The sequence below is a fragment of the Arthrobacter rhamnosi genome, from assembly GCF_054510855.1.
This window is the reverse complement of sequence record NZ_JBTNDT010000007.1, coordinates 1-12,516: the sequence shown is the minus strand read 5'-3', so window position 1 is coordinate 12,516 and position 12,516 is coordinate 1. Positions and strand designations below refer to the sequence as shown.

Here is a 12,516-nt window from a genome sequence, read left to right as displayed (position 1 = left end):
CGGGCTCGGCTCCTCTGCGGAGGACAGGGGTCCTCAAAGCCGGTGCGCGACATCGTGGTCAGCCCTTTCCCCCCCTGACGTGGGCTTTTGATGCCGAGGAGATCAGCTCGAACGGGCCGATCGGACCTGTGATCCCTCGGGTGAGTAGTGCCCATCAGCACCTCGCGCCTGAGACGAGAGGTGGTATGCCGCGGTGGTGACCTCCACGGAGTGTTAACGAGCCGATCATGGAAGAAAATCTTCCTGAAACGCCCAGTTAACGTGCGGACTGCGGGAAGACGCGGCTACTCGTCTGTAACGGCCGTCGCCGCAGGCGCTATCGCGCGGAGAGGGCCGACCTCAGGGCGTCGCGTGAGGCGTCGCTGCTGTCGATGCGCCAGTCGGACTCCTTCCGGTAGTCGAACCAGATGAATGCCTGGACGTCGGGCTGCGCCGCGAGGTAGGCCACCAGTCCTTCCGCCCACTCCGCTTTCGATCCGCCCGATTCCGTCGAGGCCGTCTCGCCGATCAGGATGGGGATGCCCGGAGCCACCTCGCGCAGCTGGCGCAGTCCTTCCGCGAAGAGCTCTTGCGGGCTGCGCCACGCCTCGTTCTCCCGCGTGGTGCCCCAGTTGTAGGCGTCCAGCGCGACGACGTCGACGTACCCCTCGCCGGGGTAGAAGGCCTTCAGCGGCAGGGAGTCGCAGGTCGGTGCCTGGGGGCTCCAGACCCACGAGACGTTGGTCGCGCCGGCGGCGGCGAACAGGTCGTGCACGTGGCGCCACGCATCGATGTAGTCGGCAGGTGCGTTGCCGTTGGTATCGGCTCCCCAGGGATACCAGGGGTAGTTCATCTCGTGCGCGAAGCGGAGCAGCACCGGCTTGCCGTAGGCATGCAGGGCACCGGCCCACTGCTGGAGGTACGCGTCGTGGTGACCGGCCGTGATGGTGCTCAGCGCGAAACGCGTCTGGTCCGAGCCCGTCGCGGGAGCCCAGGGTTCCCACGTCACGACGGGCGTGGCGCCCCGGGCGGCGACTGCCTCCAGGCCGGCCCAGGGCACGGGCTCGGTGAAGTTCGAGTAGGCCATGATCAGGGACGGGCTCTCTCCGAGGGCGGTGGCGACCTCGTCCCACTGCTCCGGCGAACCGAACCCGCCCTCCGTCGCGATCCCGAAGGCGGGACGCTTTCCGCTGATGGCCGGAAGGCCGGCAGGCACCGGACCACTCGAGGCAGGCAGGGCACCGACCGCCGACGGCCCGCCATCCGCTTTCCCGCACGCCCCCTCCTGCCCGCCCTGCTGTCCGCCCGTCCGGCCGTCCTCCGACCCGCTCTCCTGCCCGCCCTGCTGTCCGCCCTGCTGCCCGGGCAGGAACAGGACGACGGCCAGGCAGGCGATGAGCACTGCAGCCAGGACCAGGACGGTCCTCCGTATTCCGGTGGTCCCTCCTGTCGCCGGCACGAGCCCTACTCCCCCAGGACCTCTGCGGCGTCCATCCACTGGGCCTCGAGGTCCTCGATCTCCGCCTGCAGCTCCTGCAGGCGGAGGTTGAGGCCGGCGATGTGCTCGAAGTCGGCATCCGGCTTCGCACCGGCGTCGTTCATCTGCTCCTGCAGCTTGCCCTTCTGCGCGTCGACCTTGGTGATCTGCCGTTCGATGCGGGCAAGGTCCTTGCGGGCCTGCCGCAGCTCCGCCTCGGAGGAGCTCCCCGTGGATCCACCACTGATGGCGGGCGAGGCGGCGCTCCCGGTCGCCGTCAGCGGACCTGCCGCCTTGCGCAGCTCGAGGTACTGGTCGACGCCGCCGGGCAGGTCCCGCAGCCTGCCGTCACCGAGGAGCGCCATCTGGCTGTCGGTGACGCGCTCCAGCAGGTAGCGGTCGTGGGAGACCACCACGAGGGTTCCCGGCCAGCCGTCCAGGACGTCCTCGATCGCGGACAGTGTGTCCGTGTCGAGGTCGTTGGTCGGCTCGTCGAGCATCAGCACGTTGGGCTCCCCGACGAGCAGCCGCAGCAGCTGCAGGCGCCGCCGCTCACCGCCGGAGAGCTCGCTGACCCGGGTCCACTGCTTCTCGTTCGTGAAACCGAGCTGCTCCACCAGCTGGCTGGCGGACACTTCCTTGCCGCCGACCGCGAAGACGCGCTTCTCGGATTCGATGACCTCGATGACCCGGCTGTTGCTCACGTCGTCGAGCTCGCGCACCTCCTGCGACAGCACGGCGGTCTGGACGGTCTTGCCCTTCTTCACCTTGCCAGCCGAGGGCTTCACCTCGCCGTTGAGGAGCCGCAGGAGGGTGGTCTTCCCGGATCCGTTGACCCCGACGAGCCCGAGGCGCTGGCCCGGTGCCAGCCTCAGCGTGATCTTGTTGAACAGCTGCCGGTCCTCGCCGTCGTCGAGCGTCAGGCTGACGTCCTCGAGGTCCAGGACGTCCTTGCCCAGCCGGGACATGGCCATCTTGCTGAGGGCGAGGGAGTCCCGCGGCTCGGGGACGTCCGCGATGAGCTCGTTCGCCGCTTCGATGCGGAACTTCGGCTTGGCGGTCCGGGCCGGAGCACCACGGCGCAGCCATGCGAGCTCCTTCTTGACGAGCTGCACGCGCTTGGACTCGACGACGGAGGCCATCCGGTCCCGCTCGGCGCGGGCGAGGACGTAGGCGGCATACCCGCCGTCGAAGTCGTCCACCATGGCGTCGTGGACTTCCCACGTGTGGTTGCAGATCTCGTCGAGGAACCAGCGGTCGTGGGTGACGACCAGCAGGCCGCCCTCGGTGGCACGCCAGCGCTGCTTGAGGTGGGTGGCCAGCCAGGCCACGCCTTCGACGTCGAGGTGGTTGGTGGGCTCGTCGAGCATGATGACGTCGTCGTCGCCGATGAGGAGCTTGGCGAGGGCCACGCGCCGCTTCTGCCCACCGGAGAGGGAGGACACCCTGGCGTGCCAGTCGACCTCGGAGACGAGGCCGCCCATGACGTCGCGGATCTTGGGATTCGAGGCCCACTCGTGGTCCGCCTGGTCGCCGACGATCGCCTGGCCCACCTCGAGGTCGCCGTCGAGCACGTCCGACTGGTCGAGGTAGCCCACGGAGACGTCGCGCCGCTTGGTGACGCGGCCGGAATCGGGCGTGCTCCGCTGGGCGAGCAGGCGCATGAGGGTGGACTTGCCGTCGCCGTTGCGGCCGACCATGCCGATGCGGTCGCCGTCCTCGAGGCCGAGGGACACGTTGTCCAGGATGGTGCGGGTGACGAAGGCGACGCTGAGGTTTTCCGCGCCGAGGAGGTGTGCCAAGGAGATGCTGCTTTCGGTTGGAACGGGCGTCAGCCCGCGAAGTCTGGAGTGATCCGAGCCCCGTGCGCCGGTCCGTGCACGGACGCCGCCTGCAGTCCCTCGGACTCGAGGAGGGTCTCCAGCTCGGCGGCGTGGCCGGAGCTCTGGGTCAGGAAGGCGATGGTGGGACCGGAACCGGACACGATGCCGGCCAGTGCACCGGCGGCCTTTCCCCTGTCAAGGATATCGCCCAATGCCGGCGCGAGTTCGAGCGAGGCCTGCTGGAGGTCATTGTGCAGCAGCGGAGCGAGGCCGAGCGCGTCCCCGGCACGCATGGCGCCGAGGATCGCGGGGTCGATGGAGGGCTGGGGATCGGCGACCACGCCGTCGCGCAGGCGGATCTCGTCGAGGGTGCGGTAGACCTCCGGCGTGGACAGCCCGTACTCCGAGGTCACCAGGACCCAGTGCAGGGGCGTCTTCGAGATGGCCGGCGTGAGCTGGTCGCCCACCCCCAGTCCGACGGCGGTGCCCCCGACGAGCGCGAACGGCACGTCGGCCCCCAGGTCGACGGCGATCTTCGCCAGCTCGTCCCGGGAGAAGCCGCTGCCCCAGAGGGCGTCGCAGGCGAGCAGGGCCGCGGCGGCGTCCGCCGAGCCGCCGCCCATACCGCCGGAGATGGGCACGCGCTTGGTGATGTCGAGGTGCACGCCGGTCCGGCCCGGGCTGACGTCGGCGAGGAGCTCGGCGGCACGCACCGCGAGGTTCGTCCTGTCGAGCGGGATGGAATCGGCGGGCAGGTTGAGTGTGCCCTGCCCGTTCACCGTCACACTGATGCCGCTGCCCGGGGCCTCGGTGGCGGTGACCTCCTCGTAGAGCGACACCGCGAGGAACACGCTGGCGATCCCGTGGTAGCCGTCCTCGCGGGGCGGACCGACCTTGAGTGCGACGTTGATCTTCCCGGGGGCCTTCACGCGCACCGAGCGCGCGCCGGAGCGGATGTCGACTGTTCTGCCCGAGACCATACCTACCAACCTAGCCCACCGGCTCAGATCACGCCGGGCCGATCCTCCGCTTCCGCCCGGGCCTCCGCGATGCGCGCGAAGGCGGCGATGTCGAGGACTTCGCCGCGGGCCGTGGGATCCACCCCGGCGGCGCGCAGTGCCTGCTCGGCCAGGACGGGGCTGCCGGCCCAGCCGGCGAGCGCCGCACGCAGGGTCTTCCTCCGCTGGGCGAAGGCCGCGTCGATGACTGCGAAGACCTGCTCGCGGGTCGCCGTGGTGGCGGGGGGTTCCCTGCGGGTGAAACGGACCAGCCCCGAGGCGATCTTCGGCGCCGGCCAGAACACGTTCATGCCGATCACCCCGGCCTTGGCCATGCTCGAGTACCACGCCGCCTTGACGGACGGGACGCCGTAAGTCTTCGACCCCGGCGGAGCCGCGAGCCGGTCGGCCACCTCGTCCTGGACCATGACGAGGCCGTGGCGGAGGGACGGGAACCGCTCGAGGAGGTTGAGGACCACGGGGACGGCGACGTTGTAGGGCAGGTTGGCCACGAGCGACGTGGGCTGGTGCGGCAGTTCCGTCACGCGCAGGGCGTCCTCGAGGACGACGTCGAGCGCGGCCGCGCGCCCCGGCCGCCACTGCGCGATGGTGCCGGGCAGCTTGGCGGCCAGGACGGGATCGATCTCGACGGCGACGACGCGCTCGGCGGCGTCGAGCAGGCCGAGGGTCAGGGACCCGAGTCCGGGCCCCACCTCCAGGACGGTCTCGTCCGCCCCGAGATTCGCGGCGGCGACGATCCTGCGGATGGTGTTGCCGTCGATCACGAAGTTCTGCCCGAGGGTCTTGGTGGGCCGGATGTCCACCTCGGCCGCCAGGCGCCGGATGTCTGCGGCTCCGAAGAGGGGGGCGGGCTGTCCGGCGTCAGGGGGCGTGGTCACCCGATCATCGTATCCGTCCCGCTGGTGCGCTCCGCCGCGACCGGGACGGTTGGGGGAACCAGGGAGCCGGCAGCGCCGCTGGAAGCGGCCTGGTCTCAAGAGGGCGCCTGACGCCGCCGACCCCTGGGTTGCCTTCAGGGAAGGCGGGTGACGCGTTCAGCCTTCCGGTCTCAAGGAAAGGCGTGCGTCACACAGGAAGCACGGGCCGCCCACAGCTCTGGGGGATGCGGGCAGCACTTCCTCGACCGACGATAGAGCCTTGCCCACGAGCTCCACACGAGTGGTGCACACCCGTCGTGCGGGGAGAACTACTTGGTCCGGGCCGGCGATCTACCTGGATCGCCGGGTCCGTTCGAGAATGAGGTCCGATGCCGGTAATCGCGTCCGCCGCCGGGTTCAGTCCCAGCTGCCGTAGACGGCCTCCGTGTTCGCCGTCAGCCGGGCGCAGAGGGAGTCGAGGTCCGCTCCGAGGATCCCGGCCATGGCCCGCACCGTGTAGGGGACCAGGTAGGAGGCGTTGGGGCGGCCCCGGTGGGGGTGCGGCGTCAGGAACGGCGCATCGGTCTCCGTGAGCACGAGGGCCGGGTCGGCGACCTGCAGCGCCTCCCTCAGGTTCCCGGCATTCCGGAAGGTCACGGTTCCCGCGAAGGACATGTACCAGCCGTGCTCGTTGCAGGTGCGTGCCAGGTCCGCGTCGCCCGAGAAGCAGTGCAGCACCACGCGCTCCGGGGCTCCGTCGGCAAGAAGCGTGGCCACGACGTCGTCGTGCGCCTCGCGGTCATGGATCTGCAGTGCCTTGCCCAGTCGCTTCGCGATGTCGATGTGGCTGCGGAAGGACCGGAGCTGGCCGCCCCGACCCTCCTCACCCGTGCGGAAGTAGTCGAGGCCCGTCTCCCCCAGCGCACGAATGCGCGGACCGGCGGCGAGCTGCTCGATCTCGGCGAGCGCGTCGTCGAGGGTGCCCGCCTCCTCGAGGAGCGGTGCGTCGTTGGGGTGGAGGGCCACGGCTCCGAGGAGCCTCGCGTCCTGTCCGACGACGTCGGCGGTGAAGCGTGAGGAGGCCAGGTCGGTGCCCACCTGGACGGCTCCACGAACCCCGGCGGCCTCGGCGGCATCCAGAGCCTGCCGGATCGACACCTCGACCGGCCCCTCCCGGAAGTCGAAGTGGGTGTGGTTGTCGATCACGGGGACGGGCAACGGTTCGGGCAGCGGCGGGTACCCGCCCTTCCGCCGTCGCCGCTCGTCCGGCGCGGCGTCCGCCGTGTCTGCGGTGTCCGTGCCGTCCGGCTCCCGGTAGGCCGGCGGGGTCTCCCCCGCCGCGTAGGGGTGGGGGGCATGGGTTGCGCTGTTACACATGGTTCAAGCCTAGCCAGCACGCGGAACTTATCTCGCGGGGAGCAGGTTGAGCTAGTAATCTGTTGAATCAGTCAGCCCTGCCCGTCCTGCCCCGAGCCGGACGGGCTGCGGCCGTTACCTGCGTGTCGATGAACACGGTCCTCCGGCCGACGTCTGCCGCCGCAGCCGCACATGGAAGGCGCCCATGGACGTCCAGCACAACATCGCCGAATCTCCTGCGGATTCCCGGTTGGCGGCACCGGCGGAGCCGGACGTTCCCGGCGCGACCTTCCACGACATCAGCGCCCGCATCCTCTCCACCATCGAGACGGTCATCGACGGCAAGCCGGAAGCGGCGCGCCTCGCGCTCACCGTGCTGCTGGCCCAGGGCCACCTGCTCCTCGAGGACGTACCCGGCGTCGGCAAGACCCTGCTCGCGAAGTCGCTCGCGCGCACGATCGACTGCACGGTCAACCGCATCCAGTTCACGCCCGACCTGCTGCCCTCCGACGTCACCGGGGTGTCGATCTTCAACCAGGACTCCCGGCGCTTCGAATTCCGGCCCGGCCCCGTCTTCGCGAACATCGTCATCGGCGACGAGATCAACCGGGCGTCGGCCAAGACCCAGTCCTCGCTCCTCGAGTGCATGGAGGAGCACCAGGTGACCGTGGACGGGCACACCCACCCGCTCGGTGAACCGTTCATGGTGGTCGCCACGCAGAATCCGATCGAGATGGAGGGGACCTATCCCCTGCCCGAGGCGCAGCGCGACCGTTTCATGGCCCGGATCTCCATGGGCTACCCCGATGCGGACGCGGAAGCCGCGATGCTCGAGACCCACCAGTCCGTCTCCCCGCTCGAGGCCATCCGTCCGGTGGCGAGTGTGGCGGACATCGCCGGCATGATGCGGCAGGTACGCGGGGTGTACGTCTCGCCGGCCGTGAAGGACTACACGGTGGCGATCGGACGCGCCACCCGCGAGCACCCGCGACTGCGGCTGGGCGCGAGCCCCCGGTCGCTGCTGCAGCTCCTGCGGGCCGCGAAGGCCGGAGCAGCGCTCGAGGGCCGTGATTTCGTCCTTCCCGATGACATCGCGGCCACCGCCGACGCCGTCCTCGCCCACCGGCTCCTGCTGGACCGCAAGGCCATCAGCGCCGGCGACACCGCGTCGGGCATCGTGCACGACGTCCTCTCACGGGTCCCGGTGGCCCGCGAGGCGCACCGGCGATGACGCCGGCCTCCCCCTGTCTTTCCTAGCCCACGGATTCCTGATGGCCCTCCTCGACAAGCTCCCCACGCGGATCCTGACCGTGCGCGGCTGGGGCTTCATCCTCACCGCCGTCGTGGCACTGCTGTTCGCGCAGGTCCTGGGCCGCCGCGACCTCCTGTACGTGGGCGTGCTGCTCCTGGCGCTGCCGCTGGCCTCGCTCATCGTGCTGAGGCTCGTCAAGCCCCGGTTCACGGTGGCCCGCCGCTTCCAGCCGCAGTCCATGGAGATCGGTTCGACGACGACGGTCACGCTCTCCCTCACCGCCGCGGTCACGGGAGGTGCGAGCATCTCGATGGAGGAGCGGCTTCCCGCCCGCTTCGGCCAGGCACCCCAGTTCACCTACCCCTCGCGCAGTCCCCGGAACGGTGTCTCCCTCTACGAGTACCGGATCCGCTCCACCTCGCGCGGGGTCTACGACATCGGCCCGGTCACCGCGGAGTTCACCGACCCGTTCGGGCTCGGGAAGTCGCGGCACGAGCTCGGCGGCACGGATGCCCTCGTGGTCACCCCGGCTCCCGTCGAACTGCTGGCCTCCGCGCTCTCGGGGTCCCGCGGCAACGACGGCATGGCGACCACCCACCGCCAGGCGAACCCGAGCGACGACGACGTCATGACACGTGAGTACCGGCACGGAGACTCGATGCGGCGCGTCCACTGGGCCGCGACGGCACGCCACAGTGAACTCATGGTGCGGCAGGAGGAATCCGTGACCACGCCGCAGGCCACCCTGCTGATGGACCAGCGGCACCACAGCTTCAGTACGGGCTTCAGCATGGCCTTCGGCAGCGACGGGACCGGCGGCAACGGCCTCTCCAGCTCCCCGACCTTCGAATGGGCCGTCACCGCGGTCATGTCCATCAGTGCCCACCTGCTCGAGCGCAACTATGCCCTGCGGTTCCTCGACCACCACGGCGCCCCCGCACTGCTGCACTCGCCGTCCGCGCCGTTCCCTGCCGATGAGGAGCACCACGGACCCGGTGCCGTCGCCGGGATCGCGGAGGGTCTCGCGGCCCTCGAACTCGCTCCGGAGACGGGACGCCGCAGCCAGACCGAGGAACACGGGAGCACGGTGATCCGCGCCGGCGAGGCGGCCCGGACCGCCGCACGCCGCATCCGCCGCACGACGGCCGAGACGTCCCAGACGGCGTCCCACTCAGCCTTCGGGGACGACCTGCTCGACAAGCTGGTCTCGACCCGGAACCGCGGACCCCTCATCGCCGTCCTCGGCCTCATCACCCTGGACGAGGCACGGGCACTCGCGTCGGCGTCCGACTACGGGTCGGCGTCCTACGCCATCATCTCGTCCGAGCGGCCCGCCGATTCGCAGCGGCAGCTCGACATCCTGCGGGACGCCGGCTGGCATGCGGCGGCCGCGTCCCCCGCAGCGGACCTGCCCGCGGTCTGGGCAGGGCTCGAACACGCGGTGGGCCGGGCATCCGCCTCCTCCACGACGTCCTCCACCTCGTCCAGCACTTCCTCCGGCTCGGCCCGCCCGCCGCACCGCGCCTCCACGTCCCGAGACACTTCCCACAGAGGACCGGCATGACCTCGACACTCTCCCGGCCGACCCCCGCCCCCGCGCCGGTACCCCCTACGCCGACCCCGCCGGCCCCCGCCGCCGATCCCTGGCACTGGTCCGTCACCGGCGCCTCCCTCCTCGCCGTGCTCGCCGCGGCGACGAGCCTCAACGGCGTCGTGGAACCGTGGACGTGGCTCCTGCCCGTGATCCGTACACTCGTCCCCGTGCTGCTGGCGATGGCACTGACGAGGGCTCTCCGCCTGAGCGCCCTGCTGGCCCCCGTCGCGGGTGTGCTCGCGCTCGTCGGCACCCTCACGGCCCAGTTCTTCCCGCGGCAGAGCATCCTCGGCGTCGTGCCGGGGCCGGGCACCTCACTCCAGCTCCAGCGCCTCCTCGCCCAGGCCGAGGACACGGTGGTCTCCCAGGTGGCTCCGGTGCTGCCCGGCGCCGGGATCTTCCTCATCACGTGCGCAGCCCTGGGGCTCATCGCCATCATCGTGGATCTCTTCGCGGTGACAATGCGCATGCCGGCCGCGAGCGGCCTCGGACTCCTCGCCGTCATGGTGGCGCCGGCCATCGTGAAGCCGAACGGCGTCGGGATGTTCGCCTTCCTCACCACTGTGATGGCCTACCTGCTGCTCCTCGCCGCAGCCCAGTGGCGGGAGAACCGCCTTGCATCAGGCGGCGCGCGGGCATCCTCGGGATTCGCCGGCCGGAGCATGACCATCGGCGTGGCGGCCCTCGCCGTGACCGTGATCCTGCCGCTGTTCGTCCCCGGCTTCAACTCCGGCGCCTTCCCCCAGGGAGCGCGCCTGAACGTGTGGGGCAACGCCACCGGACTGAATCCCGCCGTAACGCTCGGGAACGACCTCCGGAATCCCACGGGCTTCGGACGGATCGCCTACTCCACCAACTCGGACACCCCCCTGTACCTCCGCGCGGTCACCCTCGAGGACTTCAGCGGCAGACGGTGGGAACCCGACCAGAGGATCGGAGACCGCGAACGCGGCGTCACCGAGATCGGGGAGGAACAGGGCGCGCCCGGAAACGCACCCGAGGCACAGACCGTCTTCACCCGCATCACCACGCAGAGTTACGCGAGCCCCTGGCTCCTGGCACCCTATTCGCCGGTGGGCATCTCGAACCTTCTGGGGTCCTGGGCCTGGGACCCGGCCAATCTGTCCATCCTCGCCACGGACGGAGGCTCGACGGCGCGCCAGCGGTATCTCGTGGAGAGCCGTTCGGCGGAGCTGACGCGCGACGGGCTCGGCGCCATCCGGCCCTCGGACCCCGACGCCGTCCCGGAGATCTTCACGCAGCTGCCCGATGACACCCCGGACATCGTGCGCACCACGACCGAGGAGATCGCCGGCGGGTTCGTGAATCCCTACGACAAGGCGCTCGCGATCCAGAACTTCCTGCGCGGGCCCGACTTCACCTACTCGGTGGAAGCACCCGTGGACGGCGGGTACGACGGCAGTGGCATGGACGTGATGGCACGGTTCCTCGAGTCGAAGTCCGGGTACTGCGTGCACTACGCGGGGACCATGGCCGTCATGGCCCGCGCGGCCGGGATCCCTAGCCGCGTCGCCATCGGCTACACACCGGGTAGCCCCACGGGCAACACGGAGGAAGGTCCCGGGGGAACGGACCTGCGCGAATTCATCGTGGACTCCCGTAACGCGCACGCCTGGCCGGAGCTGTACTTCGAGGGTGTGGGGTGGGTCCGGTTCGAACCGACCCCGTCGCGCGGGGTCGTTCCCACCTATGCCCAGCAGGCGTTCGCTCCGGTGGGGCCCCGCGCCGACGACACCGATGCGCTCAACCCCGGTGGCCTCCCCGACGTGTCCGGGCAGTCAGGATCGACGGCGGAGGGGTCGGACGCCGCCGACGGTGCCGGGGCGAACGGGGCCTCCGACGAGGCACGGCCCGTCGACGGCCTGCTCGCCGTCACGGGCATCGCGCTGCTCGCACTCCTGCCGTTCCTCGCCCGCACGGCCAGGACGCGGTCGCGCCGGCGGGCCGTGGCCGGAACCGGCGCCTTCGCGGACACGGATGGTGCCGCGACTGCGGCGTGGGCCGAGACGACGGAGATCGCCGGCGACTACGGGTACCCCCTCCAGCCCACGGACACGCCGCGCACCTTCGCCGGCCGGCTCGCCCGCGACGCCACCCTGGCAGCAGAACCGGCCACGTCCCTCGCGCGGCTGAGGTCGGCCTTCGAGTACGAGGAGTACGCCGGGCATGGCGGGGGAAACCAGGCCACCGACATCTCGTCCGGGGGCATCCGGCCGTCGGTGACCGCACGGCCGACGGCGCTCCCGCGGTGGGACGACGTCGACACGCTCACCCGCGCGCTCCGCGGCGGCAGTTCCCTGCGCACCAGGATCCGGGCGCGGCTGTTCCCGCAGTCACTTCTCAACCGCTTCCGGAGCAGCGTCCGCCGCTAGCCGATCTGCTCGTCGAGGAAATCGCAGAAGTCGACGTCGAACAGCGGATGCGGCCCGGAAACTCTCACCAGCTCATCGGACAGTCCGTTCCCGCCCGGCGCCGAGTCGTTGAGGGTGTCGAACGTGTAGGCGGTGACGATGATGCCGTTCTCTCGGGCCAGCACCTCCCCCGAGGAGTCCCGGGTCACGAACCGGCCGACGTCATGGGTGACGTAGTCCACGATGCCGCCCGCCTGCGGGCGCGGCTGGAGTTCCTTGAACAGCCCGTTGCCCGTCACGGTGATGAAGTCGCCGGTGTCCGGGTTGGTGAAGGTGTCGGTGAAACTGAACTTGTTGGTCAGGCGAAAGAACTGCCCGCCCGTGGATGGAGTGGCATCGGAGATGGTGACGGTGCCCTCGAACACGCTTCTTCCGGCGTAGAAGCCACACTCGGTGAAGGTGTCCGTCCCCGAATACGGGTCCCGGGAGACGGGGGCGGCCTGGGCCGGGGCTGCGGCGGCTACGCTGCCCGCAGCGAGGGCGAGGACGGCAAGGGCTGAGGGAATTTTCATGGGACGCTTCCTGGTTGTCGGTGCCTGCAGAATGGCCGCCGAGAGGAAGTCCCGACGCCCGGCGTCCCCAGTGGATCAAGTGTGGGTCGCGACAGCGGAACTGTCGAGGAAAACACCTGATTCGGCACAAGAAGAACCCGCGGCGGGGGTGTGCATGGGGGAAGAGGACAAGGGGGAGGGGTTTTCCCTGTCGAGGAGAAAACAGCACCCCAACC

10 protein-coding genes are annotated in these 12,516 nt (G+C 70.3%); 4 read left to right on the top strand and 6 right to left on the bottom strand.

Going from position 1 to position 12,516, the window contains the following annotated elements:
* Positions 1–316 precede the first annotated feature (316 nt).
* From ACX80I_RS13685 to ACX80I_RS13665, 5 genes are all read right to left on the bottom strand, one after another.
* A complete protein-coding gene (locus ACX80I_RS13685) occupies positions 317–1,438 on the bottom strand; it encodes a glycoside hydrolase family 26 protein (protein ID WP_459345671.1) in 1,122 nt (373 codons plus the stop codon).
* Positions 1,439–1,443: 5 nt separating this feature from the next.
* Positions 1,444–3,258: an ABC-F family ATP-binding cassette domain-containing protein gene (locus tag ACX80I_RS13680; protein ID WP_459345670.1), complete on the bottom strand. Its 1,815-nt coding sequence runs from the start codon at positions 3,256–3,258 to the stop codon at positions 1,444–1,446.
* A 29-nt stretch (positions 3,259–3,287) separates the two neighbouring features.
* On the bottom strand, positions 3,288–4,259 hold the full coding sequence (locus tag ACX80I_RS13675; RefSeq protein WP_459345669.1) for a 4-(cytidine 5'-diphospho)-2-C-methyl-D-erythritol kinase: 972 nt from the start codon (positions 4,257–4,259) through the stop codon (positions 3,288–3,290).
* A gap of 23 nt (positions 4,260–4,282) precedes the next feature.
* Positions 4,283–5,176: a 16S rRNA (adenine(1518)-N(6)/adenine(1519)-N(6))-dimethyltransferase RsmA gene (gene rsmA / locus ACX80I_RS13670; protein ID WP_459345668.1), complete on the bottom strand. Its 894-nt coding sequence runs from the start codon at positions 5,174–5,176 to the stop codon at positions 4,283–4,285.
* Between the two features lie 396 nt (positions 5,177–5,572).
* Positions 5,573–6,532, bottom strand: coding sequence for a TatD family hydrolase (locus tag ACX80I_RS13665; RefSeq protein ID WP_459345667.1), 960 nt, complete (start codon positions 6,530–6,532; stop codon positions 5,573–5,575).
* Positions 6,533–6,716: 184 nt separating this feature from the next.
* Here ACX80I_RS13665 and ACX80I_RS13660 point away from each other — a divergent pair, with 184 nt between their 5' ends.
* Genes ACX80I_RS13660 through ACX80I_RS13650 form a run of 3 tightly spaced genes read left to right on the top strand, consistent with a single transcriptional unit; the run spans position 6,717 to position 11,750 of the window.
* The gene (locus tag ACX80I_RS13660) at positions 6,717–7,742 is read left to right on the top strand and encodes an AAA family ATPase (RefSeq protein WP_459345666.1); all 1,026 of its coding nucleotides are present in this window, start codon (positions 6,717–6,719) and stop codon (positions 7,740–7,742) included.
* Positions 7,743–7,782: 40 nt separating this feature from the next.
* Entirely contained in the window at positions 7,783–9,327 is a 1,545-nt protein-coding gene (locus ACX80I_RS13655; RefSeq protein WP_459345665.1) for a DUF58 domain-containing protein, read from the top strand.
* Positions 9,324–11,750 (top strand): transglutaminase TgpA family protein, encoded by a 2,427-nt coding sequence (locus tag ACX80I_RS13650; protein WP_459345664.1) that lies wholly within the window; start codon positions 9,324–9,326, stop codon positions 11,748–11,750. Before ACX80I_RS13655 ends, ACX80I_RS13650 begins: the two co-directional genes overlap by 4 nt.
* On the opposite strand, the gene ACX80I_RS13645 is transcribed toward ACX80I_RS13650, so the two are convergent.
* The gene (locus tag ACX80I_RS13645) at positions 11,747–12,301 is read right to left on the bottom strand and encodes a hypothetical protein (RefSeq protein WP_459345663.1); all 555 of its coding nucleotides are present in this window, start codon (positions 12,299–12,301) and stop codon (positions 11,747–11,749) included. The genes ACX80I_RS13650 and ACX80I_RS13645 overlap by 4 nt on opposite strands.
* Between ACX80I_RS13645 and ACX80I_RS13640 the strand changes: the two genes are divergently transcribed.
* The coding region (locus ACX80I_RS13640; RefSeq protein ID WP_459345662.1) for a hypothetical protein at positions 12,300–12,516 on the top strand (217 nt) is incomplete at its 3' end. The two genes, ACX80I_RS13645 and ACX80I_RS13640, sit on opposite strands and share 2 nt — an antisense overlap.